General features: G+C 73.8%; 27 protein-coding genes and 1 riboswitch. Of the genes, 6 read left to right on the forward strand and 21 right to left on the reverse strand.

Annotation, left to right across the window (positions count from 1 at the left end):
- Positions 1-26 precede the first annotated feature (26 nt).
- Together V6U82_RS01650 and V6U82_RS01655 are read right to left on the reverse strand one after the other, a co-directional pair.
- A complete protein-coding gene (locus V6U82_RS01650) occupies positions 27-494 on the reverse strand; it encodes a hypothetical protein (RefSeq protein WP_128137463.1) in 468 nt (155 codons plus the stop codon).
- 49 nt (positions 495-543) lie between these two features.
- Positions 544-1,788, reverse strand: a complete 1,245-nt coding sequence (locus tag V6U82_RS01655; RefSeq protein WP_334458733.1) for a hypothetical protein — start codon at positions 1,786-1,788, stop codon at positions 544-546.
- Between the two features lie 179 nt (positions 1,789-1,967).
- On the opposite strand from V6U82_RS01655, the gene V6U82_RS01660 reads away from it, so the two are divergent.
- From V6U82_RS01660 to V6U82_RS01685, 6 genes are all read left to right on the forward strand, one after another.
- Entirely contained in the window at positions 1,968-3,443 is a 1,476-nt protein-coding gene (locus V6U82_RS01660; protein ID WP_334458734.1) for an NAD(P)/FAD-dependent oxidoreductase, read from the forward strand.
- Between the two features lie 106 nt (positions 3,444-3,549).
- Positions 3,550-4,185 carry a hypothetical protein gene (locus V6U82_RS01665; RefSeq protein WP_128137466.1) on the forward strand — a complete coding sequence of 212 codons (636 nt, stop codon included), beginning with the start codon at positions 3,550-3,552 and terminating at the stop codon, positions 4,183-4,185.
- Positions 4,186-4,255: 70 nt separating this feature from the next.
- A riboswitch (SAM riboswitch) is annotated at positions 4,256-4,366 on the forward strand.
- A gap of 33 nt (positions 4,367-4,399) precedes the next feature.
- On the forward strand, positions 4,400-4,525 hold the full coding sequence (locus V6U82_RS01670; RefSeq protein WP_013286752.1) for a hypothetical protein: 126 nt from the start codon (positions 4,400-4,402) through the stop codon (positions 4,523-4,525).
- A gap of 107 nt (positions 4,526-4,632) precedes the next feature.
- Complete coding sequence (locus tag V6U82_RS01675) at positions 4,633-5,487, forward strand: ABC transporter substrate-binding protein (RefSeq protein ID WP_334458737.1); 855 nt, start codon at positions 4,633-4,635, stop codon at positions 5,485-5,487.
- A gap of 38 nt (positions 5,488-5,525) precedes the next feature.
- Positions 5,526-6,302: an amino acid ABC transporter permease gene (locus tag V6U82_RS01680; protein WP_120569537.1), complete on the forward strand. Its 777-nt coding sequence runs from the start codon at positions 5,526-5,528 to the stop codon at positions 6,300-6,302.
- Positions 6,299-7,039 (forward strand): amino acid ABC transporter ATP-binding protein, encoded by a 741-nt coding sequence (locus V6U82_RS01685; protein WP_334458739.1) that lies wholly within the window; start codon positions 6,299-6,301, stop codon positions 7,037-7,039. Before V6U82_RS01680 ends, V6U82_RS01685 begins: the two co-directional genes overlap by 4 nt.
- 21 nt (positions 7,040-7,060) lie before the next feature.
- On the opposite strand, the gene V6U82_RS01690 is transcribed toward V6U82_RS01685, so the two are convergent.
- The 19 genes from V6U82_RS01690 to V6U82_RS01780 all read right to left on the reverse strand — a co-directional run bounded on the left by V6U82_RS01690 (position 7,061) and on the right by V6U82_RS01780 (position 23,779).
- The gene (locus tag V6U82_RS01690) at positions 7,061-7,981 is read right to left on the reverse strand and encodes a carbohydrate ABC transporter permease (protein ID WP_334458740.1); all 921 of its coding nucleotides are present in this window, start codon (positions 7,979-7,981) and stop codon (positions 7,061-7,063) included.
- Positions 7,978-9,003: an ABC transporter permease gene (locus V6U82_RS01695; protein WP_334458741.1), complete on the reverse strand. Its 1,026-nt coding sequence runs from the start codon at positions 9,001-9,003 to the stop codon at positions 7,978-7,980. The genes V6U82_RS01690 and V6U82_RS01695 overlap by 4 nt, the downstream gene beginning before the upstream one ends.
- Positions 9,000-10,679 (reverse strand): extracellular solute-binding protein, encoded by a 1,680-nt coding sequence (locus tag V6U82_RS01700; protein WP_334458742.1) that lies wholly within the window; start codon positions 10,677-10,679, stop codon positions 9,000-9,002. Before V6U82_RS01700 ends, V6U82_RS01695 begins: the two co-directional genes overlap by 4 nt.
- A 107-nt stretch (positions 10,680-10,786) precedes the next feature.
- The gene (locus V6U82_RS01705; protein ID WP_334458744.1) at positions 10,787-11,476 is read right to left on the reverse strand and encodes a RibD family protein; all 690 of its coding nucleotides are present in this window, start codon (positions 11,474-11,476) and stop codon (positions 10,787-10,789) included.
- Positions 11,473-12,102 (reverse strand): GTP cyclohydrolase II, encoded by a 630-nt coding sequence (locus tag V6U82_RS01710; protein WP_121684974.1) that lies wholly within the window; start codon positions 12,100-12,102, stop codon positions 11,473-11,475. Before V6U82_RS01710 ends, V6U82_RS01705 begins: the two co-directional genes overlap by 4 nt.
- Before the next feature lie 69 nt (positions 12,103-12,171).
- The gene (locus V6U82_RS01715) at positions 12,172-13,155 is read right to left on the reverse strand and encodes a lysylphosphatidylglycerol synthase transmembrane domain-containing protein (RefSeq protein WP_435123632.1); all 984 of its coding nucleotides are present in this window, start codon (positions 13,153-13,155) and stop codon (positions 12,172-12,174) included.
- 51 nt (positions 13,156-13,206) lie between these two features.
- Positions 13,207-14,016 (reverse strand): class I SAM-dependent methyltransferase, encoded by an 810-nt coding sequence (locus tag V6U82_RS01720; protein WP_334458748.1) that lies wholly within the window; start codon positions 14,014-14,016, stop codon positions 13,207-13,209.
- A complete protein-coding gene (locus V6U82_RS01725) occupies positions 14,013-15,050 on the reverse strand; it encodes a glycosyltransferase family 4 protein (protein WP_334458750.1) in 1,038 nt (345 codons plus the stop codon). The genes V6U82_RS01720 and V6U82_RS01725 overlap by 4 nt, the downstream gene beginning before the upstream one ends.
- A 4-nt stretch (positions 15,051-15,054) precedes the next feature.
- Positions 15,055-15,453 (reverse strand): 6-pyruvoyl trahydropterin synthase family protein, encoded by a 399-nt coding sequence (locus tag V6U82_RS01730; protein ID WP_128138937.1) that lies wholly within the window; start codon positions 15,451-15,453, stop codon positions 15,055-15,057.
- Between the two features lie 2 nt (positions 15,454-15,455).
- Positions 15,456-16,475, reverse strand: coding sequence for a zinc-dependent alcohol dehydrogenase (locus V6U82_RS01735; RefSeq protein ID WP_436970484.1), 1,020 nt, complete (start codon positions 16,473-16,475; stop codon positions 15,456-15,458).
- Between the two features lie 49 nt (positions 16,476-16,524).
- Positions 16,525-16,797: a hypothetical protein gene (locus tag V6U82_RS01740; RefSeq protein WP_128138938.1), complete on the reverse strand. Its 273-nt coding sequence runs from the start codon at positions 16,795-16,797 to the stop codon at positions 16,525-16,527.
- 95 nt (positions 16,798-16,892) lie between these two features.
- Entirely contained in the window at positions 16,893-17,948 is a 1,056-nt protein-coding gene (locus V6U82_RS01745) for an ABC transporter ATP-binding protein (protein WP_442933413.1), read from the reverse strand.
- Complete coding sequence (locus V6U82_RS01750) at positions 17,945-18,742, reverse strand: ABC transporter permease (RefSeq protein ID WP_334458755.1); 798 nt, start codon at positions 18,740-18,742, stop codon at positions 17,945-17,947. The genes V6U82_RS01745 and V6U82_RS01750 overlap by 4 nt, the downstream gene beginning before the upstream one ends.
- On the reverse strand, positions 18,739-19,521 hold the full coding sequence (gene modA, locus V6U82_RS01755; protein WP_334458756.1) for a molybdate ABC transporter substrate-binding protein: 783 nt from the start codon (positions 19,519-19,521) through the stop codon (positions 18,739-18,741). The genes V6U82_RS01750 and modA overlap by 4 nt, the downstream gene beginning before the upstream one ends.
- Positions 19,518-19,919 carry a TOBE domain-containing protein gene (locus V6U82_RS01760; protein WP_128139013.1) on the reverse strand — a complete coding sequence of 134 codons (402 nt, stop codon included), beginning with the start codon at positions 19,917-19,919 and terminating at the stop codon, positions 19,518-19,520. Before V6U82_RS01760 ends, modA begins: the two co-directional genes overlap by 4 nt.
- A gap of 94 nt (positions 19,920-20,013) precedes the next feature.
- Positions 20,014-22,062 carry a heavy metal translocating P-type ATPase gene (locus tag V6U82_RS01765; RefSeq protein ID WP_334458757.1) on the reverse strand — a complete coding sequence of 683 codons (2,049 nt, stop codon included), beginning with the start codon at positions 22,060-22,062 and terminating at the stop codon, positions 20,014-20,016.
- A gap of 73 nt (positions 22,063-22,135) precedes the next feature.
- Positions 22,136-22,609: a macro domain-containing protein gene (locus tag V6U82_RS01770; protein ID WP_334458758.1), complete on the reverse strand. Its 474-nt coding sequence runs from the start codon at positions 22,607-22,609 to the stop codon at positions 22,136-22,138.
- A 30-nt stretch (positions 22,610-22,639) separates the two neighbouring features.
- Complete coding sequence (locus V6U82_RS01775; RefSeq protein WP_128138377.1) at positions 22,640-23,023, reverse strand: DUF1622 domain-containing protein; 384 nt, start codon at positions 23,021-23,023, stop codon at positions 22,640-22,642.
- A gap of 90 nt (positions 23,024-23,113) precedes the next feature.
- Entirely contained in the window at positions 23,114-23,779 is a 666-nt protein-coding gene (locus V6U82_RS01780) for a TcmI family type II polyketide cyclase (protein WP_334458760.1), read from the reverse strand.
- Positions 23,780-23,824 lie beyond the last annotated feature (45 nt).

Here is a 23,824-nt window from a genome sequence, read left to right on the forward strand (position 1 = left end):
ACCTCGCCTCTGAAGGTGGCTCCGATCTACCCCGCAGCTCCCGGCCCATGCGCCCGGTCGGGCAGGTAGCCGCGCAGCGCCTCGAACTGGGTCACCGTCAGGTACGACGGGTTCGCCGCCTGCGGCTGCCGGAACACCTCCGCCCCGGCCAGCCGCGGGTCGGCGCGCAGCAGGTCGCGGCGTACCCGCAGCGGCTCGTCCAGGATCGTCAGGTCCAGCGGTGCGGTCCACGGCCGGCCCGGGGCACCGGGCTCGGGAGCGGCGGCGATCCGGCCGACGCCCCATACGCCGTACGGCGCCCGGCCCCGGCTGCCGCCGGCCCAGAACACCACCGGCTGGCCGGCGCGCATCAGGCGTACCCGGTAGCCGGGGCGGACGCACCAGCCGGTCACGCGCGGGTCGGCGGCGAAGCGGGCCGCCAGGTCCGTCGCGTCCGCGTTGCCCTTGAGCAACCACGCGCCGAGGTCGTCCAGGGTCACCCGCCGGTCGGTCATCCGCCCATTCTGCGGCCCACCCGGCCGCCGCGCCCGCCGGCGACCGCGGTCAGATGATCAGGTGGGTCCAGTAGGTGAGCCACACCGCGAACAACGCGCCCTGCACCAACGCCAGTGCGGCGGTGAGCCAGCCGTCGAGGCCGGGCCGCAGCGCCCATCGGGCCAGCACGAACGCGACCGGGAAGGCCGCGAGCAGGTAGCGCAGCAGGCTCTTGTACACCGGCGGCCCCATCGAAAGCGGCACCAGCACCATGACGAGCGTGTAGACCAGGTACGGCCAGTCGGCGCGGCGGCGCAGCCCGACGACCGCCACCGCCAGCGCCGCCACGGCGATCCAGACCCGCAGCGCGTCGGCCGAGTGGCCGCCGGACAGCGCGGAACCGGCCACGGCCAGGGGGTTCTGCAGCCGGATCCCCCAGCCGGTCTCCTGGGCGTGCTGGTAGGCGAACCAGTCGCCGCTCTGCCAGCGGCAGAACGCCATGAACGTGAGCCAGCCCGCCGGAACCAGCAGCAGCGGCCAGCCCTGCCGCAGCAGGCGCGGCCATGCCCGAGGTCCGGCCCGCCAGCCGTGCTGTCGCAGCAGCACCAGCGCCAGCGGCACCACCACGAGGAAGCCGACCGAGCGGCTCATCGCCAGGAAGTAGCCGATCACGCCGACGAGCAGCCAGCGGCTCCGCTCGGCGTACCAGAAGGCGGCCAGCGCGAGGCAGACGAACAGCGACTCGGTGAGCGCCGCCTGGAACAGGAACGCCGTCGGCAGGAGCAGCAGGTACCGGACCGCTCGCCGGCCGTCGTCCGGTCCGGCGCCGCCGAGCAGACGGCCCCCCAGCCGGTACGCGTAGTAGAGCTGGACCACCAGCGCCACGTTGCTCACCAGCAGCAGCGCCCATGCGGTGTGCCCGCCGAGCAGCGGCGCGAGCGGCCGGGCGAGGAACGGGTAGAGCAGCGGGAAGCCGAAGTCCGGCCAGGGCCGGTCCAGCGGCAGGCCGGCCAGGTGGTCGTAGAGGAACGAGTCCCAGGCAAACCAGAGCGAGATCCAGCGGTGCGACGAGATCGACTCCTGCTGGGCGCGCATCCCGGTCTCGTCGGCCGGCGGCGCGCCGGGTACCCCGTCCCACGCGGCGAGCACCAGCACGCCGACCAGGGTGAGCACGAGCTTCGAGCCGACGAAGACGGCGAGCACGAATCCCCACGGTTCGGGCAGCCGGCGGGCGACCGCCGCGCCCCGCGACCACCATCGGGTAGGCCCGGAGCGGGCACCGCCGCCGGGGTCGACCCGCCGCTCGTCCGCCATCGTGCTCCCACCGTTCGGCCGTCGACCGAACTCCCCCGGCCGGAAACCCGGTGGGCGTTCCCGGTCCGGGCGGGCTCACACCCGCCGGGCCGGGGTGGATCGGCGCGGACCGGCAGGTGAGGACGGCGTCAGGGTGGGTAAGCGCGCTGCCGCATCGGCAGGCGGGGGGCGCAGACGGCATGGACGACGGCGACGGAACCGTGATCATCGGGGCGGGACCGGCCGGGCTGACCGCCGCGTACGAGCTGCTGCGGCACGGCGAGCCGGTCCGGGTCTACGAGGCCGACGACGTGGTGGGCGGGATCAGCCGGACCGTGGAGCGCGACGGCTGGCGCTTCGACATCGGCGGGCACCGCTTCTTCACCAAGGTGGCTCGGGTCGAGGACTTCTGGCACGAGATCCTGCCGGACGAGGACTTCCTGCTCCGGCCGCGGATGAGCCGGATCTACTACCGGGGCGCGCTGTTCGACTACCCGCTCAGCGCCGGCAACGCCCTGCGCAACCTCGGGCTGCTGGAGGCGGTGCGCTGTCTGGGCTCGTACGGCCGGGCCCGGCTGCGCCCGCCGAAGGACCAGTCGCACTTCGAGGGGTGGGTGTCGGCGCGGTTCGGCTGGCGGCTCTACTCGATCTTCTTCAAGACGTACACGGAGAAGGTCTGGGGGATGCCGGCGGACCGGTTGCAGGCCGACTGGGCCGCCCAGCGGATCAAGAACCTGTCGCTGGCGACGGCGATGCGCAACGCGCTGCTGCCCCGCCGCAACCGCACGGACGTGACCAGCCTGATCGAGGAGTTCCAGTACCCGAAGCACGGCCCGGGCATGATGTGGGAGCGCTGCGCCGAGGAGGTCGCCAGGCGCGGCGGCACGGTGCGTACCGGCGCCTGGGTGACGGAGGTGCACCGGGATCCGGCCGCGCGGCGGGCCACCGCCGTGACGGTGGCCGACGCCGGCGGGGAGCGCACCGAGCCGGCCGCGCACGTGATCTCCTCGATGCCGATCTCCGCGCTGGTGCGCGCGATGCGCCCGCAGGCGCCGCCCGAGGTGCGGGCCGCCGCCGACGACCTGCGGTACCGGGACTTCCTGACGGTGGCGCTCGTGGTGCCGGAGGAGTTCTCGTTCCCTGACAACTGGATCTACGTGCACGACCCGGCGGCCCGGGTGGGCCGGATCCAGAACTTCGGCTCCTGGTCGCCGTACCTGGTCAAGGACGGGCGGACCTGCCTGGGGCTGGAGTACTTCGTGTTCGAGGGCGACGAGATGTGGCGTATGCCGGACGCCGAACTGGTGGCGTTCGCCACCACCGAGCTGGAGCGGCTGGGCCTGGTCAAGCCCGGGTGTGTGGAGGCGGGTTACGTGGTCCGGATGCCGAAGGCGTACCCGGTCTACGACGAGCGGTACCAGCGCAACGTCGACGTGATCCGGGACTGGCTGTCCGCGAACGTGCCGAACGTGCACCCGGTCGGCCGCAACGGCATGCACCGGTACAACAACGCCGACCACTCGATGCTCACCGCGATGCTGACCGCGGAGAACATCGCGCACGGCGCGGAGCACGACGTCTGGACCGTCAACGTGGAGCAGGACTACCACGAGCAGCGCAGCCCGTCGCGGCACGGCACCGGCCGGGACGCGCCGGTCGTCCCGGCCCGGCGGTGAGGCTCCCCCCTGAGGTCGTCGTGACGTCCGGCGTTGCGCCGGTCACCTAGCGTGGACCGGGACCGGCCCCTGCCGGCGTCGCCACCTCCGGGCCCTGCGAGGACTGATGACCTTCAGCGTCGGCATCTTCGACCTCTTCACCTACCTCACCCCCGGGTCGCTCTACCTCACACTGACCGCCTACCTCGCGGTCCGGCAGGACTGGGTGCGGGTGGACGACCTGAGCCGGCAGCCCACCCCGCTGCTCCTGGTCCTGGCCCTGCTGCTCGCCTACGTGCTGGGCAATGCCACGTACGGCCTGGGTCGTGTCGTCGACCGGGCGCTGCCGTTCTGGAGCTGGGACCGATTCGACGCCCGCCGGGTGTTCGCGCAGCAGGGCCCCGGCGCGGCCGGCTCGCGGATGATCGCCGCGCCCTGGGGGGTGCTGCTCGCCGCGGCCGAGTTGCACAACCGGGAGGTGGCCGCCGAGGCGACACGTATGCGGGCGATCGGCCTGATGATGCGCAACGCCACGGTGCCGCTGCTTCTGGGCGCGGTGCTGGCCGTGGTCGAGGCCGGTCGCGGGTTCGGCGGGGCCGCGGCGGTCCTCGCCGGGCCGGCTCTGCTCGCCGTAGCGGGTGGCGCCGCCTGGCGGAGCGTCGTGCTGCGGTTCTGGGCCGAGTTGAAGACGTTGGAGATCTGCTTCGTCATCCCGGACATCGAGGACCGGCTCCGCGGTCCGGCCGGGACGGAACCGGCGTGAAGGCGCCGCGCGTGAGGGTGGTCATAACGGCTGGACGGCAGCCGCGGCAGTGCTGCTAGCCTTCTGGGCAGGTCATGAGCGCCAGCGCGAAGCCCCGGCTCGCTGGCCGGCAACCCTCCTCCGCGGTGGGGTGCCCCGGGTGAAGACCAGGCACCGGCAGCCGCCGGTGCAAGCGTGGCCTGGCACCCAGGTCAGCAACAGACCAGGGAGACCGATGTCCGCACCACCCTCCACCCCCTCCGGCGACGTCGCCGCGTACCCGGCCCGCTTCGCGCTGGTCAAGCGCCGTCACGTCGACCTGATGCGGGTGTGCAGCGACGCCTGTCGCCTCGCGCGCTGAGCGAACGCCACCCTCCTTTCCCCGATCCACCCTTCTCCGGCCCGGCCGTCCGCCGGGCGGGCCGGCGTCGACGCGCGCCGCGCGTCCATCCACTCTGGAGAGACATCGTGCGTTTCCGTACCGTCCTGACCCGTGCCGCCGCCGTCGGCGCGGCCGCCCTGCTCGCCGTCACCGCGCTCACCGCCTGCGGCAACGACGACACCGCCGCGGCCGACAACCCGTACGGCCTGCTCCAGCCCGGCGTGATCCGCGCCGGCACGCTCACCGACGCCCCGCCGAACGTCTTCCTGAAGGACGGGAAGTTCACCGGCTTCGACAACGAGCTGCTGCGCGCGGTGGCCGGCAAGATCGGCCTGAAGGTGGAGTTCGTCGGCACCGACTTCTCCGGCCTGCTCGCCCAGGTCAACAGCGGCAAGTTCGACGTGGGCAGCTCCTCGATCACGATCACCGAGGCCCGCAAGAAGACTGTGGACTTCGGCAACGGCTACGACTTCGGCTACTTCGGCCTGGACGTGCCCGCGGGCTCCTCGATCACCGGCTTCGACCAGCTCGCCGGCAAGCGGGTGGTGGTCGTCCAGGGCACCGTGCAGGACGACTACGCCACCAAGCAGAACCTCGACCCGGTGCGGGTGCCCGACTACAACAGCGCGATCAACCAGCTCAAGGCCGGCACCGCCGACGCCTGGATCGCCCCGGCCGAGATCGGCGACAAGTCCGCCGCCGACAGCAACGGCAAGATCAAGGTCGCGGCCAAGCAGCTCAGCCCCACCCCGACCGCGTACGCGGTGGCCAAGGGCGACGACAAGCTGCGCGAGGCGCTGAACAAGGGCCTGGACGAGGTCATCGCCGACGGCACGTGGAGCCGCCTGCAGGCCGAGTACTACCCGGGACGGCCGATCCCGGCCGACTTCACGCCGGGCAGCGGGTCGGTGGCGGTGCCGTCGCCGTCGGCCGCCTCCTGAACCGGTAACCGAGCACGAGCGGGGCGGACGGAGCGGACATGGATCCACTGAGCACGCTGTGGGAGACCTTCTTCGACTGGGACTCGATGCGCGAGGCGCTGCCCGAGATGCTCACCGTCGGGCTGCCCAACACGCTCACCCTGGCGGTCTCCGCCGCCCTGCTCGGCTCGGTGCTGGGCATGCTGCTGGCCGTCGCCGGCATCTCGCGTACCCGATGGTTGCGCTGGCCGGCGCGGGTCTACACGGACGTGTTCCGCGGCCTGCCGGCCGCGGCGACCATCCTGCTCATCGGCGTGGGCCTGGCGCCGCTCGGCATGCAGGTGTGGGGACCGAACCCCTATCCGCTGGGCGTGCTGGCGCTGTCCCTGATCGCCGCCGCCTACCTCGGTGAGATCTTCCGGGCCGGCATCCTGAGCGTGGAGGCCGCCCAGTTGGAGGGCGCGCGGGCGCTGGGCTTCTCCTGGGGCGAGGCGATGCGCCTGGTGATCATCCCGCAGGGCGTACGCCGGGTGCTGCCGGCCTGGGTGAACCAGCTCATCGCGCTGATCAAGGACTCCAGCCTGGTCTACTTCCTCGGCCTGCTGGCCAGCCAGCGGGAGCTGTTCCGGATCGGGCAGGACTACGCGGCGAACACCGGCAACCAGTCCGCGCTGCTGCTGGCCGGCTTGTTCTACCTGTTGCTGACCGTGCCGCTGACCCACGCGGTCAACTGGCTGGACCGGCGCCTGCGGCAGGGCCGGCCGGCCGCGCCGCCCGAGCCCGAGCCGGACGCCGAGCCGGCGGATCTCACTCCGTCCGGAAAGGACCCGCGATGACCACCACCACGACCTCGGTCAGCCTGGCCGTCCGTGACGTGCACCTGGCCTTCGGCGCGCACCGGGTGCTGCGCGGCGCGGACCTCGACGTGGCCCGGGGCCGGGCGGCCTGCGTGATCGGCCCGTCCGGATCCGGCAAGTCGACACTGCTGCGCACCATCAACCGGCTGATCGAGCCGGACCGGGGCGACGTGCTGCTGGACGGGCACAGCGTGCTGCGCGACGACCCGGACGCGCTGCGCCAGCGCATCGGCATGGTGTTCCAGCAGTTCAACCTGTTCCCGCACCTGAGCGTGCTGCGCAACATCACGCTGGCGCTGCGCAGGCTGAAGAAGCTCGGCGAGGACGAGGCGGTGGCGCTGGCCCGCGCCCAGCTCGACCTGGTCGGCCTGGCCGCCAAGGCGGACGCGCGGCCGGCTCAGCTCTCCGGCGGCCAGCAGCAGCGCGTCGCCATCGCGCGGGCACTCGCGTTGCGCCCGCAGGTGATGCTGTTCGACGAGGCGACCAGCGCGCTGGACCCGGAACTGGTCAAGGGTGTGCTCGCGGTGATGGCGGACCTGGCCGCCGCCGGGATGACCATGGTCGTGGTGACGCACGAGATGGGGTTCGCGCGCAGCGTCGCCGACACGGTCGCGTTCATGGACGCGGGCGTGGTGCTGGAGGCCGGGCCGCCGGAGGCGGTGTTCGAGGCGCCCGAGCACCCACGGCTGCGGCGCTTCCTGTCCCAGGTGCTCTGACGCGCGGAAAAGGGCGCGACCTCAGCCCTTCACCGCGCCGATCAGCACGCCCTTGACGAAGTGCCGCTGGATGAACGGGTAGACCGCGACGATCGGCGCGACGGTCAGCACCACCACCGCCATCTTGATCGCTTCGGTCGGCGGCATGGTCACCCCGCTGCTGGCGCCGGAGGTGTGCGGGGCCTGCCCGGCCAGCAGGTAGCTCTGGAGCACCCGCTGGATCGGGTACATGTCGTTGCGGTCGATGAACAGCAGCGCGTCGAACCACACGTTCCAGTAGCTGACCGCATAGAACAGGCCGACCACCGCGATCACCGCGCGGGACAACGGCAGCACGATGCGCGCGAGCGTACGGAAGTCACTCGCGCCGTCGATGCGGGCGCTGTCCAGCAGTTCCGACGGGATGCCCTGGAAGAACCCGCGCACCACGACCAGGTTGAACACGCTGATCGCCGGCGGCAGGACCAGCGCCCAGATGGTGTCCTTCAGGCCCAGGCCGGTGACCACCAGGTAGCGCGGCACCAGCGGCGGGTAGACCAGGAACGGGATCAGGAAGTACGCCAGCAGCCAGCGGTGGCCCAGCGTGCCCGGCCGGGACAGCCCGTACGCGGCGAGCACCGTGACCGTGAGCGCGATGGCGGTGCCGCAGACGGTGACCAGCGTGCTGATCCACAGCGCCCGGGTGACCGCGCCACCGGCGAAGATCGTCTCGTACGCGGACGTGTCGACGCCGCGGGGTACGACCACCAGTCCGCCGGCCCGCGCGATGGTCTCCCGGGAGGAGAGGCTGGTCACCAGGATCACCCAGAGCGGGAAGAGCACGCCCGCCACCAGCGCGGTGAGGACGACGGCCTTGAGCCCCTGCCCGAGGCGGGTGGGCGGTTCCTGCCACACCGGCCGGCGGGATCGGTCGCCGGCGGCCCGGCGGATGAGCGTGGTCATGACTTCGAGTAGATCCCTCGTTCGCCGAGCATGTGCGCCACGCGGTTCGCGGCCAGGATCAGCACCAGCCCGATGACGGCCTTGAACAGTCCGGCCGCCGCGCCGTAGCCGTAGTTCCCGGTGGCGATGGAGAAGTGGTAGACGAAGGTGTCCAGCACCTCGGCGGCCTGCCGGCCGACGGCGTCGCGTTGCAGCAGGAACTGCTCGAAGCCGACCGAGAGCGCGTCGCCCAGGCGCAGGATGAGCAGCAGCACGATCACCGGGCGCAGGCCGGGCAGCGTGATGTGCCAGAGCCGCCGCCACCGGCCGGCGCCGTCGGCGGCGGCGGCCTCGTAGAGATTCTGGTCGATGGTGGACAGCGCGGCGAGGAAGACGATGGTGCCCCAGCCGACGTCCTTCCACACCGCCTCGACGGTGACCAGGACGATGAACGTGTCCGGGTCGGTCATCACGTTCCACGGCTGCATCCCGGCCTCGCGCATGCTCTGGGCGAGCAGCCCGGCGCCGCCGAGCATCGCCACGAAGAACGTCACCACCAGCACCCAGCTGAAGAAGTGCGGCAGGTAGACGACGGTCTGGATGAGCCCGCGCAGCCGGCTGGACAGCAGGTTGTGCAGCGCGATGGCCAGCAGGATCGGCAGCGGGAAGAAGAACACGAGCTGGAACGCGGTGATCGCGAGCGTGTTGCGGAACGCGTCCCAGAACGCCGGGTCGTCGAACAGCAGCTGGAACTGCCCGAAGCCGATCCAGTCGCTGTGCAGGAACGCCTGCCACGGGTTGTCGCCCAGGTAGGGGTTGTAGTCCTGGAACGCGATCACGTTGCCGGCGATCGGCAGGTAGCTGAAGATCAGCAGGACGAGGAAGCCGGGCGCCACCATGGCGAGCAGTTGCCAGTCCCGGCGCAGCCGGGTGCGCAGCGGCACCCGGCGGCGGGACGGGCGACGGCGGGGCGGGCGGCCCGGTGGGGCCGGCGCGTCCGGCCGGGCCCGTTCGGGCCCGGCCAGGACGGCCGGCTCGTTCACCGGCCCTCCTTGGACAGCGAGTCGGCGAGCAGCTTGCGGGCCTCCTCGCCGCCGTTCGCCTTCCACTCCTTGACGATGGCGTCCACGTCGGCGAGCGGACGGCGGCCGCGCAGCACGTCAGTGAACTTGTCCTCCGTGGGCACCTGGTTGGCCTTGTAGGCGGCGGGCATCTCCAGCTTCACCCCCGCCCAGGGGTTGGGCTCCATGTGCTTGACCATCTCGTTGGAGTAGGCGAGCGCGTCCGGCACGAAGCGCGGGGTGTCCGGGAACGGGCCGATGGTGGGGTTGCGGCCGCTGATGAAGAAGTACTGGTTGGCGATCTCCTTGAACGCCAGGTCGGTCTTCACCGGCCCGTTCGGCGACGGGGTGTGGTGCTTGCCCGCGACGCCGAAGTCCCGTAGCTGGGCCTCCTGGCTGCCCAGTGGCGCGGAGCACCAGTTGATGATCCGCAGCAGTTCCTGGACCCGGTCCTTGCCGAGGCCCTTCTTCACGAAGGTGTAGGAGACCGGCTCGTCGTCGCCCCAGACCAGCGGGTCGCCACCGGTGGCGGAGAAGATCGGCACCGGCTGGATGTTCAGCGCGCGGTTGGTCTTCTGGTGCTCGGCCTGGGCGCCCTGCCAGAAGCCGAAGCCGTCCTGGAGGAACACGATCGCGCCGTTCTTGGCGAACAACTGCTTGGCGTCCGCGCCCTTGCTGGCCACGATGTCCGGGTGGACCAGGCCGTCGGCGTAGATCTTGGCCATGACCTCCAGCGCGCGGCGGAACTCCGGGGTCTCGTACTTGAACTCGGGGGTGCCGTCGGACTTGACCCGCCATCCGCCCTTGTGGCCCGGCACCCGGTGGAACATCTGGATCATGGCGAAGACGTCGTTGAACGCCCACACCTTGCGCGCCGGGTCGGTCACCTGCTTGGCCACGGCGAGCAGGTCGTCCAGGTTCGCCGGCACGGCGAGGCCGCGGGCGTCGAGGATGTCCTTGCGGGTGAACAGCGCCCAGGGGAACGGCCCGTCCGTGGGGTTGGGCACGGACATGATCCGCTCGTTCCAGACCGCACGCCGCCAGGCCCCGGTGGGGAAGCTCGCCAGCATCGGGTACGCCGCTGCGGCGTCGCCCTTCAGGTGGTCGGTCAGGTCCTCGAAGAGCACCTTGATCGCCTCGGCGAAGCGCGGGATCTTCTCCACCTCCCACCCCGGCACGCACAGCAGATCCGGCACGTCCCGCGCGCCGAGCATCGCGTTGAGCTTGTCGGCGTACGTGTTGCCGTCCTGGATGGTGAAGTTGACGGGCGTGCCCAGCTCGGCGTTCACGGCCTGGAGATAGGCGCTCTGCGCGACTCCGGGTGGCGCCGGGCCCCAGGCGGGGGTCATCGCGGTGACCTGCTTGCCGCTGGTGCCGGGCTTGTCGGTGACGGCGTCGATCAGATTCGCCGGGTAGCGGGTGTAGCCGTCGGGCACCGGGCGCGTCCCCGTGATGTCGGGTGTGATGCCGCCGGGCAGGTCCTTGCGGGTGGGCAGCAGGCCGGAGACGGCGTCGAGGTCCTGGGCGGCGCCGGAGCCGGCCGGTTTCTCCGAGCAGCCGGCGAGCAGCGGGCCGGTGGTGGTGGCGGCCACGCCGAGGCCGACCAGGCCGAGGAAGCGGCGGCGCGAGGAGCCCGGGTCGGGGTGGTGCGCGGTCATCGGTCCCCCTTCGGGAAGGGAAGCACAGTGGATTAGTTCGTATGGATGGTCAACAAACTAATCACGTCGATGAGCTTGCACAAGGGCGGACCGGATCGACACGGCGGTCAGGCCGGGCAGCGGTCGGACAGCGCGTAGCGGGTGAGCACCACGTCGCCGATCTGGCGCACCTCGACCACCCGGGCCCGACGACCCGGGTGCCACGGGAAGCGGCCGTCGCCGACGAAGCGCGGCGCCCGCCCATCCCCCACGAAGAACGGCGCCACCACCAGGTGCAACTCGTCGGCCAGGCCGGCGGTCAGGAACTGGCGGTGCACCGAGCCGCCGCCCTCCACCATCAGGCGCGTCACCCCGCGCCCGGCCAGGTCGGCCACCATCGCCTCCGGAGTGGCCGGGTCACCGGCGTCGACCACCGTCGACACGGCGCCCACCTGCTCGCGGGCCTTGTCCACCACGCCGCTCGGGCAGTACACCAGCTTGAGCCCGTCCCCGGCGGTGAAGAACCGGGCCCGCGGATCGAGGTCACCGCTGCCGGTCACAGTCACCTTCACCGGCGACGGCGGCAACCCGCGCGCCACCCGCTCGGCGCGCCGGCGCTCGCTGCGCACCAGCAGGCGGGGGTCGTCGCGGCGGACGGTGGCCGCCCCCACCATGATCGCGTCACACCCGGCCCGGGTCGCGTCCACCCGGTCCAGGTCGTCGTCGTTCGACAGCAGCAGCCGCTCGGCGGTCGCGTCGTCGATGTAGCCGTCGATCGACATCGCGCAGCTGAGCAGCACGTACGGGCGGGTGGTCACGGCACGAACGGCAGGTCGAGGGCATGGTCGGCGCGGGTCACCTTGGCCGCCAGGTAGCCCGCGTTGGCCGGCGACAGGTGCACGCCGGTGGAGACCCGGTCGGCCACCGTCACGCCCAGCCGTTCGAGCTGGGCCGCCTTGTCCGGGTTGTTGCTGAGCAGGGCCACCCGGTCCACGCCCAGCGCGGCGAGCATCTGCGCGGCCACCGTGTAGTCGCGCTCGTCCGCGCCGCGCCCGAGCGCCAGGTTCGCCTCGTACGTGTCCAGACCGCCGTCCTGCAGGGCGTACGCGTCGAGCTTGGCGTACAGGCCGATGCCGCGCCCCTCCTGCCGCAGGTAGAGCAGGTAGCCACCGGCCTCGGCGATCCGCTCCACCGCCTCGCGCAACTGCGGGCCGCAGTCGCAGCGCTGGCTGCCGAACACGTCCCCGGTGAGGCACTCGCTGTGCGGACGGACCAGCGGCGGGTCGGCGTCGGCGTGCTCACCGAGCCCGAACGCCAGGTGCTCGCGGCCGTCGACGAGACCGTGGAAGGTGTGCACGCGGGCCGTGGTCACATAGCCGTCGGGGAACCGGAGCGGAACCGTCACGCGGGTCCGGACCGTCGCGGTGGGCAGCGTTTCGTCCATGGTTCTCCTGTCGTCCGGTCGCCGGGCGGACCCGGCGACGCACACCTCGCTCCCCCACCGTAGGCGGGATCACCGACAGTTGCCGGGCTCGCGCCGGGGCATCCGCCGTGCCAGCAGCACCGCGGCGCCGGGCAGGCTGGCCACCAGGACCAGCGCGCCGTACACCGTGCCGGTCGCCACACCCTGCGCGGCGGTCAGCCCGGCCGAGGCGAACGCCCAGGCGGCCACCCCCTCGCGCGGCCCGAATCCGCCCACGTTCAGCGGCACCGCCATGGCCAGCAGGGCGAGCAGCGTCAGCGGCAGCAGGTGCGACAGCGGCGCGTCCGCGCCGGCCGTGCGGGCGGCCACCACGAACGTGGCCAGGTGACCGGCGAACACCACTGCCGAGGCGATCACCACACCGGCCCAGGTCCGGCGGCCCAGCACTCCGGAGCGCACGTCGGCGAGCGCGGTCCGGGCCGCCCGGGCGAAGCGGGACGCCCCGGAGCGGGGCACCGCGCGGGCGGCCAGCACCAGCGCCAGCGCGACCACTGCCAGTACGGCCGCGAGGGCCGGCAGGTACCGGCGCACCGGCGACGGGAACGCGGCCAGCAGCGCCACGGCGATGACCACCTGCACCACCTGCCCGGCGGTGCGCTCCCACACCACCGCCCGGACGCCCCGGGCCACGTCTCCGGCGTCGCGGCCGTGGCGTACCGCCCGGTGCACGTCGCCGAGCACGCCACCGGGAAGCGTGGAGTTGAGGAAGACCGCCCGGTAGCAGTGCGCCACCGCGGCGCGCATCGGCAGCCGTACGCCCAGCCCACCGGCGACGAGTGACCAGCGCCAGGCGCAGCAGACGGTGGTGACCACGCCGATGCCGAGCGCGGCGGCCAGCGCCGGCGCGTCGATCAGCCGCAGCCCGGCCAGGAACGGGCCGGCGCCCACCGAGGCGACGAGCGCGGCGAGCACCGCGAGCCCGAGCAGCGGGCGTACCCATGCCCGGCCGGTCCGGGTCCGGCGCGGCGCGGGCGTGACGGACGGTACGGGTCCGGCGACGGCGACGTGTGACAAACGGTCCTCCCTTGTTCCCACCGGTTGTCACGTGCCGACGGCCGGTACGGTTCAGCCGGCGAGCAGGTCGGCGTGATGCAGCACCACATCGAGCCGGCCGGCGGCGGCCTCGGTGAGCCGCCACTTCTGATACGTCGCGGCGGGCCCGGACAGATGCGGTCGTTCCTCGACCGCCGCGTCGACCCAGCCGGTGAGCCACTCGGCGGCCAGTTCCGCCTGCTCCGGGCCGAGCCGCCACGGGGTCGGCCGCACGCGCGTCTCGACGCCGTGGCGGCGGAACGCGGCCACGGCGACGTCCACCGCGTCGGGTCCGAGCAGGACCCGGCCGTCGACGGTACGGCGCTGGTGGGCGTTGAACGCGGCGGTCAGCTCGGCGTCGAGCGGGTCCGGCGGGGTGAACTCGGCCCGCCCGGTCACGGTGAGCGCGAACAGCGTCGGGTGGCCCGCGCACACCGCCGCCATCCGCTCGACCTCCTCGGCGGTGAGCATGTCCAGCAGCGCGGACGCGGTGACCAGGTGGGCGTCGGCCAGGTCGGCGGCGGTCAGCCGGGTGACGTCGGAGCTGCGCGTGGTCACCGTGACCTCGGCGCCGTCGGCGGCGGTGAGCCGTCCGGCCCGGGCCAGCGCCAGCAGGTCCGCGTCGCGTTCGTGCAGCACCCAGCGTTGCGGGCCGGGCAGCCGGGGCGCGAGCCAGCGGGCCATCGAGCCGGTGCCGCTGCCCAGGTCGTGCACGACGAGCGGACGGCCGGCGGGCAGCCGGTCGCGGACCGCGTCGGCCAGCTCGGCGCTGCGGGCCGCCGCGTCGGCGGGCTCGCGCAGCCGCAGCCAGTCCGCGAAGCCGGGCGGGAGTGAGGTGGTCATGCCTCGGTCGCCTCCTTCAGCGCCGTCGCCAGCCGGTCCACTGTGACCGGCCAGCCGGTGAGGGTGTGCCGCCGCTGCCGGGCGGCGCGGCGCAGCCGGTCCCGCAGGCCCGGGTCGGTGAGCCAGCGGCGCAGGGCCGCGGCGGTCGCGCCCGGGTCGCCCGGGGGCACCAGCAGGCCGGGCCGGTCGCCGCCGGGGGCGTGCCCGAGCGTGTCCGGCAGGCCGCCGGTGTCGCTCGCCAGCACCGGTACGCCCCGGGCCAGTGCCTCGGTGACCACCATTCCGTACGTCTCCCGCCGGGAGGGCGCAACCAGCAGATCGGCGGCGGCGTACGTGGCGGCCAGGTCGGGGCCGGTGCGCGGACCGGTCAGCCGGACCCGGCCGCCGAGACCGGTCGCGCTGAGCCGCCCGCGCAGCCGGTCGGCGAACGCCCGGTCCCGGTCCGGCGGACCCACCCAGTCGCAGGTCCAGTCCAGGTCCGCCACCTCGGCGAGCGCGGCGGCGAGCACGTCGTGGCCCTTGAGCGGGGTGACCGCGGCGACGCAGAGCAGCCGTCCGCCGCCGGGCGTGCCGGAGGCGACAGGCGCCGGGTCGACGCCGGGCGGCGCGACGGTCACCCGTCCGGGTGGCAGCCGGTAGCGGTCGAGCAGCCGATCGCGGGTCCACTCGCTGGTGGCGACCACCGTGGTGGCCGTCGCCAGCGACCGCGCCTCCGTCTCGCCCTCGATCGGCAGGTGCACCAGGATCACCAGGCGCAGCCGCGCGGCGTGCGGGGCGAGCACGTCCGGCACGGTCGAGGCGACCAGGCCGTCGAGCAGCACCGGCACGCCGTCGGGCAGCCCGCCGAGCAGCCCGGCCAGGTCGGCGCGTTCCCGTGGCCCCGGGTGCGGCCAGCCGCCGGGCACCTGGTGCTCGCGTACCGTCCAGCCGCGCCCGGCCAGGCCCCGGCAGACGTGGCGGTCGTAGGCGTTGCCGCCGCTGGGTTCCGCCGGGTCGTCGATGTCGCCCGGCAGCACCACGTGGACGACTGTCATCCGGTCAGAGCGACCGCTCGTAGCTCGCCCACGCGATGTGCGACTCGTGCAGGGTGACGGTGATCCCGGCGAGCCCTCGCGCGCCCTCCCCCAGCCGGCCGTCGTGCACCGCGTCGGCGAGCCGGTCGGCGATCGTCCGCGCGAGCACCTCGGTGGTGGTGTTCACCCCGGCGAAGGCGGGCTCGTCGTCGAGGTTGCGGTAGTTCAGCTCGGCGAGCACGGCCCTGAGCTGCTCGGTGGCCAGCCCGATGTCGACCACGATCCCGTCGTCGTCCAGCTCGGCGCGGCGGAAGCCGGCGTCGACGACGAACGTCGCCCCGTGCAGCCGCTGGGCCGGGCCGAAGACCTCGCCGCGGAAGCTGTGGGCGACCATCATGTGGTCCCGGACGGTCACGCTGAACACGTTCACTCCTCGCCGTAGGTGATGAGATGACACAGCGCCGGCAGCTCACCAGAGGCGAGCCGGTCCAGCACGTCGGGCAGGTCGTCGAAGCGGGACCGGCCGGTGAGCAGCGCGTCGAACGCCGGGTCGGCCAGCAGGTCCAGGGCGAGCGCGAGCCGGTCGGCGTAACTGCGGTCGGCCCGCCGGGGCGACACGGTGCCGACCTGGCTGCTGCGGATGCCCAGCCGTCGGGAGTGGAACGCGCCGCCCAGCGCCAGCGTGACCGGCCGGTCGCCGTACCAGCTCAGCTCCAGCACCGTGCCCTCGGGGCGCAGCAGCTCCAGGCCGTGTTGCAGCCCGTCGGCGGTGGCGCTGGCGTGCACCACGAGGTCGCGCCCGCCGGTCGCGTCGGCCGGGACGGCGAAGTCGGCGCCGAGCGCGGCGGCCACCTCGGCGCGGGCCGGGTCGGCGTCGACGAGTTCGACCCGGACGCCGGGGAAACGGGCCAGCAGCGCGGTGACCGCGCAGCCGACCATCCCGCCGCCGATCACCGTGACCCGGTCGCCGACCAGCGGCGCGGCGTCCCAGAGCGCGTTCACCGCGGTCTCCACGGTGCCGGCCAGCACCGCGCGCTGCGCCGGCACACCGTCCGGCACGACGGTCACTGCGTCGGCCGGGACCACGTACGCGCTCTGGTGCGGGTAGAGACAGAACACGGTACGGCCGAGCAGCCGCTCGTCGCCCGCCTCGACCGTGCCGACGCTCAGGTAGCCGTACTTGACCGGGGCCGGGAAGTCGCCCTCCTGGAACGGCGCTCGCATCGCGTCGTGCTGGTCGGCCGGTACGCGGCCGGTGAACACGAGCGTCTCGGTGCCACGGCTGACGCCGGAGAAGCGTGTGCGGACCAGCACCTCACCGGGGCCGGGCGCGGCGAGCCGGACCGGCCGGATCTCGCCCTGGCCGGGGGCGCGGAGCCAGAACGCGTGGGCGTCGACCGTCACGAACTCTCCTCTTCCCCGCATTCCGACCGAGTTGTCGATCATAAACACGGAAGCGGGGCGTCCACGGTTCGAACCGCCCGCGACCCGATGCTCAGGCGGCGCGCCGGCGCTGCTCCGGACGCCACGCTTCGGGCTCGGCCCGGTCGTCGTGCCGGTCGCCGGCCAGTTCCATGGCCCGGTGGGCCGCGGTCAGCGCGTCACACGGCGCGACCTGCCCCTCACACAGCAGGCTCTCGCACCGTCCGGACTCGTCGGGCCGGTGCGCGGCGGCCACGTCGTACGCGGCCCGCCAGAGCAACGGGTCGGTGACGCCCCGTGGCAGGTCGGCGTCCTGACTGGACCTGTTGCGGATCGTGTCCGGCACCGTGTCCCCCTTTGCGTCGTCGCTACCGTCCCAGTGACCGGTTGAGCGCAGATCAAACCTCTCACCTGCGCACATGCCGTGACCAGCGGTGTACGTCACGCCGGATAGGAGCGAGTCTCGGCTGCCTTGACCGCCGCCCATACCGGCCGGCCGGGGATCAGTCCGAGGTGGGCCGCGGCGGCGGGCGTGACGTCGGCGGCGACCTCCACCGGCCCGGCCAGTTGCACCCGCAGGTTGTCGCCGTGGCGTTGCACGCCGCTCACGGTGGCCGCCCAGACGTTGCGCGGACTGCCCTCCGGCCGGGACGGGTGCAGCGCGACGGCGGACGGCGGGTACGCCACGAACGCGTCACCGTGGACGGTGTCCGCGGTGGTGAGCGTCAGTTCACCGACTGTGACGGTGTGCCCGTCGGCGCGGCCGCGGTGCAGGTTGAGGCCGACCAGCCGGGCCACGTAGTCGGTGCGTGGCCGCGCCGTGACGGTGGCCGCGTCGCCCTCCTGCACGACCCGGCCGTGCTCCACGATGACCAGTCGGTCGGCGAGCACCAGCGCGTCGAGGGGATCGTGGGTGACCAGCAGTGTCGCGCCGGGGTGCGCGCCGAGGTGGCGCTGGAGTTCGGCGCGGGTGTCCAGCCGGGTCCGCGCGTCGAGCGCGGCGAGCGGCTCGTCGAGCAGCAGCAGCGCCGGGTCGACGGCGAGCGCGCGGGCCAGCGCGACCCGCTGCGCCTGCCCGCCGGAGAGCTGCCGGGGCCGGCGCCCGGCCTGGTCGCCGAGGCCGACGCGGTCCAGCCACTCCTGGGCCCGGGCGCGGGCGGCACGCTTGCCGGCGCCCCGGCGGCGCGGCCCGAACGCCACGTTGTCCAGCGCGCTGAGGTGCGGGAACAGCAGGTAGTCCTGGAACACCACGCCGACCGGCCGCCGCTCCGGCGGCGTCCACACCCGGCGGCCGGGCCGGTCCAGGTCGGCGCCGTCGAGCGTGAGGTGCCCGGCGGCGAGCGGGTGCAGCCCGGCGAGCACCCGCAGCGCGGTGGTCTTGCCGGCACCGTTCGGGCCGAGCAGCGCCACCACCTCACCGGCGGCGATGCGCAGCCGTACGTCGAGGGTGAAGCCGTCCCGCTCGGCGACCAGGTGCGCGTCCAGCAGCTCGGTCATGTGCTGCCGACCCATTTGTCGCGCAGCGCGGCGAGGATCACCACGGAGACGGTGAGCAGGATCAGGCTCAGCACGATCGCGGCCTGGAGGTCGGTCTCCAGCGCCAGGTAGACCGCCAGCGGCATGGTCTGGGTGCGGCCGGGATAGTTGCCGGCGAACGTGATGGTGGCGCCGAACTCACCCAGCGCGCGAGCCCAGCAGAGCACCGCACCGGCCGCCACGCCCGGGGCGACGAGCGGCAGCGTGACCCGGGTGAAGGTGGTGAACCGCCCGGCGCCGAGCGTGGCGGCGGCCTCCTCGTACCGGGGGTCGGCGCCGCGCAGCGCGCCCTCGACGGCGATGACCAGGAACGGCATGGCCACGAACGCCTCGGCCAGCACCACCCCGGCGGTGGTGAACGGCAGCGTCACGCCGAACGTCTCGTCCAGCCACGACCCGATCAGCCCACGCCGGCCGAAGACGAGCAGCAGCGCCACGCCGCCGACCACCGGCGGCAGCACGAGCGGCACCGTGACCAGCGCCCGGACCAGCCGCCGCCCGGGGAACTCCACCCGGGCCAGCAGCCACGCCAGGGGTACGCCGAGCGCGACGCAGAGCAGCGTGGCGACGGTGGCGGTCTCCAGCGACAGCCGCAGCGCGGTGAGCACACCCGGTTCGGTCAGCCGCCGGGGCAGCGTGGTCCAGGGCGCCCGGAGCAGCAGACCGGCGAGCGGCAGGACGAGGAAGGCGAGTCCGAGCCCGGCGGGCACGAGCAGGGCGATCGGCACCCGCTGCCGGCGTACGGTGCGGCTCATGCGCCGGGCGGCGCCTGGAACCCGGCGGCGGTGAGCACGGCGAGCCCGGCGTCGGAGCGGACGAAGTCGACGAAGGCGCGGGCGCCGGCCGGGTTGCCGGCGGCGCGCAGCACCACGATCGGATAGTCGTTCACCGCACGGGCGGACTCGGGGAACTCGACCGCGTCGAGCCCGGGTGCGGCGCGTACGTCGGTGCGGTAGACCAGCGCGGCGTCGACCTCGCCGAGGCGCAGCTTGGCCAGCGCGCCCCTGACGTCCTGTTCGAGCGTGGCGGGCGTGAGCCGCACACCCGCCGCGTCGAGTGCGGTGCGCGCGGCGGCGCCGCAGGGCACCTGCTCGGCGCAGAGCGCCACCTTGACGCCGGGGCGGGTGAGGTCGGCCAGGGCGCCGACCCGGGCCGGGTTGCCCCGGGGCACGGCGACGACGAGCTGGTTGCGGACCAGCACGGCCGGTTCGCCGGCGGCGTCACCGGCGTCGGTGACCGTCTTCATGGTGGCCGGGGAGGCGGCGGCGAACACGTCGGCAGGCGCGCCCTGGGTGATCTGGGTGGCGAGCCCGGAGCTCCCGCCGAAGTTGAACGTGACGGTGCGGCCCGGGTGGGCGGCCTCGTACTCCTCGCCGAGCCGGGTGAACGACTCGGTGAGCGAGGCGGCGGCGAACACGGTCACCGGGCCGGCGCCGTCGGGCCCGGCCGGTTCGTCCGCGCCGCCGCAGCCGGTCAGGCCGAGTGCCGCCACCAGCGCGGCGGCGAGCGCGGCGCGGATCCGCCGTACGGTCACGGACTGGTCCTTCCCCTGGGGGTGGAGGCGCGCTCGACCACGACGGTGGTCGACTTGATCACCGCGACGGCGACGGAGCCGACCTGGAGGCCGAGGTCGTCGACGGCCTCGCGGCTCATCAGCGACACCACCCGGAACGGCCCGGCCTGAATGTCGACCTGGGCCATCACGGTGTCCTTGACGACGGCGGTGACGATGCCGCGCAGCCGGTTGCGGGCCGAGGACAGCTCGGGGTGGCCGGGGGCGCGGACGAACGCGGCCACGTCGGCGCCGTCGAGCACCCGGTGGCCGTGTTCGTCGCGGGTGGCCGGCAGCTTGCCGGCGTCGATCCACCGGCGGACGGTGTCCGCGCTGACCCCGAGCAGCTCGGCCGCCTCGCCGATCCGGAACACCGTCACGCGCCCACCCTAGCGGCCCGCAGGTGCGGGCCGGAAGGGGCATTCTCGCTCGCAGCCGCGAGCCTCCGGGCGGTCGCCGGCCCGGAACTGCGGCTCAGTCGGCCGGGGTGATCCGGACCCGGCGCAGCAGCTGGGCGTTGAGCGCGACCACGATCGTGGAGACGGACATCAGCACCGCGCCCAGCGCCGGGCTCAGCGCGACGCCCGCCCACGCGAGGACCCCGGCGGCGAGCGGGATCGCCACCACGTTGTAGCCGGCCGCCCAGGCCAGGTTCTGCCGCATCTTCCGGTACGACGCGCGGGACAGCCGGATCACGCCGCCGACACCGCGCGGGTCGGAGCCGGCGAGCACCACCCCGGCGGACTCGATCGCCACGTCGGTGCCGGCACCGATGGCCAGCCCGACGTCGGCACGAGCCAGCGCCGGTGCGTCGTTCACGCCGTCGCCGACCATCGCCACCGTCAGTCCCCGATCGCGCAGCTCGGCCACCGCCTTGTCCTTGTCGGCGGGGAGCACCTCGGCGAAGACCTCGTCGACGCCGGGCCGGAACCCGAGGTCGGCGGCCACCGCCTCGGCCACCGGGCGCGCGTCGCCGGTGATCATCACGATCTTGCGTACGCCGAGGTCGCGCAGCTCGGCCACGGCGGCCCGCGCCTCCGGGCGGACCTGGTCCTCCATCCCGAACGCGGCGGTCACCTCCGGCGGGCCACCCTCCGGCAGTCGGACCAGGTGCAGCACCGCGGCGCCCCGGCCCGACCACTCCTGCGCGGCCCGGGCCAGGTCGTCCGGCACCGGGGCGTCGAGTTCGCGCAGCAGCGCCGGCCCGCCGACCGCCCAGTCGACGCCGTCCACAGTGGCGCGCACGCCCCGGCCGGTCAGCGCCCGGAAGCCGCGCGCGGCGGGACGGGCGCCGCGGGCGTCGGCGGCGGCCACGAGCGCCCGGGCCAGCGGGTGCTCGCTGTCGGCCTCCACCGCACCGGCCAGGGCCAGGGCGGTGGTCTCGTCCAGCCCGCCGGTGGTGGCCACGCCGGTGACCGTGTGCCGGCCGGTGGTGAGCGTGCCGGTCTTGTCGAACAGGACGGTGTCGACGGTGCGCATCCGCTCCAGCGCGAGCCGGTCCTTGACCAGGATGCCGGCGCGGGCCGACAGCGCGGTGGACAGCGCCACCACCAGCGGGATCGCCAGGCCGAGCGCGTGCGGGCAGGCGATCACCAGCACCGTCACGGTGCGTACCACCGCCTGGTCGGGGTCGCCGAGCAGCGCCCAGACCGCGAACGTGGCCAGGCCGGCGAACGCCGCCAGGTAGAACAGCAGCGCGGCGAACCGGTCGGCGAGCACCTGCGCGCGTCCGCCGGACGCCTGCGCCTGCGCCACGAGCCGCCCGATGCCGGCCAGCGCGGTGTCCGCGCCGACCGCCTCGACGCGTACCCGGAGGGTGGAGTCGGTGGCGACGGTGCCGGCGACCACCCGGTCCCCGGCGGCGCGGGCCACCGGCCGCGACTCTCCCGTGATCATCGACTCGTCCAGTTCGGCGGCGCCCTCGACGATCCGCCCGTCGGCCGGCACCCGCCCGCCGGGGCGCACCAGCACCAGGTCGTCCACCCGCAGCTCGCCGACCGGCACCGGATGCGGCCGCCCGGCGTCGTCCAGGCGCTCGGCGTCGTCGGGCAGCAGCGCGGCGAGCGCGCCGAGCGCGCCACGCGCCTGCCCGACCGCCCGCATCTCCTGCCAGTGGCCGAGCAGCATGATGGTGACCAGCGCGGCCAGCTCCCACCAGAAGTCCAGGTCGAAAAGGTCGATGCTGGTGGCGGCCGAGGCGAGGTACGCGACCACGATCGCCATCGAGATCAGCAGCATCATCCCGGGGGTACGCTCGCGCAGCTCACGCAGGCCGCCGGTGAGGAACGGCCAGCCGCCGTAGAGGAAGACCACGGTGCCGAGCACCGGGCCGACCCAGCGCACGCCCGGGAAGTCCAGCGAGTAGCCGAACCAGTCCATCACCATGTGGCTGGTGGCGACGATCGGCACGGTGAGCGCCAGGCTCAGCCAGAACCGGCGGCGGAACTGTTCCGGGTCGTGCCCGGCGTGCGAGCCGTGTCCGCCGCCGTGGTCGCCGGTGTCGTGACCGGATCCGTGCTCCATGACCTCACCATACCCCCTGGGGGTACCTGTCCACATCGACTCGGCGAAGTGGCGTGGGCAACAGCGGAGGTGACTACCTGTCGTAGACGGTCACCGGGATGCCGCGCTCGGACAACGCCCGCCGGATCAACGGCTCGATCCGCTGCCACGAGCCGCCGGCCAGCCCGCAGCCGATGCGCGGCATGTGCACCGACGCGCCCAGTTCCTCGGCGCGGTCGGCCACGGCGGTGAGGCAACGCTCCACCGCGTCGTACCGGATCGGCGGCCCGGCGCTGCCCCGGCGCATCCCGCGCTGGCCCACCATGTTGGCCACCCACAGGTCCGGCGCGACCCGGACCAGCCGGACGGCGCCCAGCCCGAAGTCGTTGCCGGCCCGGTGCCGGTGCCACTCCCGGTAGTCGCGTTCCGGCTCGGGCCACCGCCGCGAGACGGCGAGGACGAAGCCCTTTCCCCAGCCGCCCAGATCGTTGCAGACGTGCGCGACGATCTTGGGGCCCTTCGCCTGCGGGCTCGTCGCGTCGCCGCGCACGATCCGGAACTCCGCCATGCCCGGCATGCTGCCGCAGGGGTACGACGTTCAGCGCTGGGGGCGGGCGCCGACGCTCGGCCGGTCGGCGGGAGTCCGGCCCTGCCAGGGCCAGCGGCCGTCCAGCTCCACCTCCAGCGAGAAGCTGAGGAACGTACGGACCAGCACGATCAGCGCCAGCACGCCGACGCTGGTGAACGTGGGCGACACCGCGACCGTCCGGATGATGTCGCCGCCGACCAGGAACTCCAGGCCGAGCAGGATGGCCCGGCCGACCCCCTGCCGGTACGCTCGGTAGTGGGCGACCACCTGGCGGGTCCGGGCGCAGCGCACCGCGAACACCGCCGTGGCGACCGCGACGCCGACCGCGATGACGAGCACCCCGGCCAGGTCCAGCAGCGCCCCGACGTGCTGGACGATCTCCTTCGTCGACACCGGCACCCCCGCACCAGCCTGGCGTACGGCCGGTCGCGGGGGCGGCGTTTCCGCGCCCCCGCCACCCGGTGGGCGGGGGCGCGGATCGGGTCAGTCCTGGGCCTGCCAGCGGTAGAAGACGCCGGCGACGGAGTCCTGCGGGCCCTGCCACTTCTCCGGCCGGTACGGCTCGATGTACGGGCCCAGGTCCTGCATCACCTTGCCGAAGGCGGGCTTGTCGCCGTGCCGGTCGCGGGTGGCCTCGGCCGCCGGCGACTCCTGTTCGAGCAGGTGCACGTAGACGTCGTCGATCGAGTAGAGCCAGCGCCCGGTGACGCCGAGGTCGGCCGGGAGCGACCCGGCGTCGGACTCGGCGAAGACCCGTGCCACGTCCGGTTCGGCGCCGGGCTTGATCCGGCCGACGATCACGGTGAGCGTGGTGTCGGCGGGCGGCTCGCCCTCGGGCGCCCAGTGGTAGAACTCCTTGGCCACCGAGTCCGACGGGTTCTTCCAGTAGCGCGGGTACGGCGTCACGTACGGGCCGATCTCCTCGGCGATCTTCTGGAAGGCGGGCAGGCCACGGGTCTGCCCGGAGATCCGCGGGTCCTGCTCCCGCTCGATCACGTGGATGTAGAGGTCGTGGTGCGACAGCAGGTACCGGCCGATGACGCCCAGGTCCTGCGGCCTGGTGGCCTGGTCGTAGTGGCCGAACACGCCGCCGACGATCTGCTCGCTGCCGGGGACCATGTGACAGACGATCACGTTGCGGAAGACCATGACTGCTCCTTGATGGTTGCGACGGGGGCGGCGGCGCGAGGCGGC

The sequence above is a fragment of the Micromonospora sp. CPCC 205554 genome (assembly GCF_036902745.1).
GTDB classification, from domain to species: domain Bacteria; phylum Actinomycetota; class Actinomycetes; order Mycobacteriales; family Micromonosporaceae; genus Micromonospora; species Micromonospora tulbaghiae.

Coding starts and splice junctions, on each gene's coding strand:
- V6U82_RS01720 (WP_334458748.1), bottom strand. CDS start 14,016: ATGACCACCTCACTCCCGCCCGGCTTCGCGGACTGGCTGCGGCTGCGC.
- V6U82_RS01660 (WP_334458734.1), top strand. CDS start 1,968: ATGGACGACGGCGACGGAACCGTGATCATCGGGGCGGGACCGGCCGGG.
- V6U82_RS01670 (WP_013286752.1), top strand. CDS start 4,400: ATGTCCGCACCACCCTCCACCCCCTCCGGCGACGTCGCCGCGTACCCG.
- V6U82_RS01750 (WP_334458755.1), bottom strand. CDS start 18,742: ATGAGCCGCACCGTACGCCGGCAGCGGGTGCCGATCGCCCTGCTCGTG.
- V6U82_RS01690 (WP_334458740.1), bottom strand. CDS start 7,981: ATGACCACGCTCATCCGCCGGGCCGCCGGCGACCGATCCCGCCGGCCG.
- V6U82_RS01770 (WP_334458758.1), bottom strand. CDS start 22,609: ATGGCGGAGTTCCGGATCGTGCGCGGCGACGCGACGAGCCCGCAGGCG.
- V6U82_RS01680 (WP_120569537.1), top strand. CDS start 5,526: ATGGATCCACTGAGCACGCTGTGGGAGACCTTCTTCGACTGGGACTCG.
- V6U82_RS01725 (WP_334458750.1), bottom strand. CDS start 15,050: ATGACAGTCGTCCACGTGGTGCTGCCGGGCGACATCGACGACCCGGCG.
- V6U82_RS01655 (WP_334458733.1), bottom strand. CDS start 1,788: ATGGCGGACGAGCGGCGGGTCGACCCCGGCGGCGGTGCCCGCTCCGGG.
- V6U82_RS01685 (WP_334458739.1), top strand. CDS start 6,299: ATGACCACCACCACGACCTCGGTCAGCCTGGCCGTCCGTGACGTGCAC.
- V6U82_RS01665 (WP_128137466.1), top strand. CDS start 3,550: ATGACCTTCAGCGTCGGCATCTTCGACCTCTTCACCTACCTCACCCCC.
- V6U82_RS01735 (WP_436970484.1), bottom strand. CDS start 16,475: ATGATCGACAACTCGGTCGGAATGCGGGGAAGAGGAGAGTTCGTGACG.
- V6U82_RS01650 (WP_128137463.1), bottom strand. CDS start 494: ATGACCGACCGGCGGGTGACCCTGGACGACCTCGGCGCGTGGTTGCTC.
- V6U82_RS01710 (WP_121684974.1), bottom strand. CDS start 12,102: ATGGACGAAACGCTGCCCACCGCGACGGTCCGGACCCGCGTGACGGTT.
- V6U82_RS01745 (WP_442933413.1), bottom strand. CDS start 17,948: ATGACCGAGCTGCTGGACGCGCACCTGGTCGCCGAGCGGGACGGCTTC.
- V6U82_RS01780 (WP_334458760.1), bottom strand. CDS start 23,779: ATGGTCTTCCGCAACGTGATCGTCTGTCACATGGTCCCCGGCAGCGAG.
- V6U82_RS01700 (WP_334458742.1), bottom strand. CDS start 10,679: ATGACCGCGCACCACCCCGACCCGGGCTCCTCGCGCCGCCGCTTCCTC.
- V6U82_RS01765 (WP_334458757.1), bottom strand. CDS start 22,062: ATGGAGCACGGATCCGGTCACGACACCGGCGACCACGGCGGCGGACAC.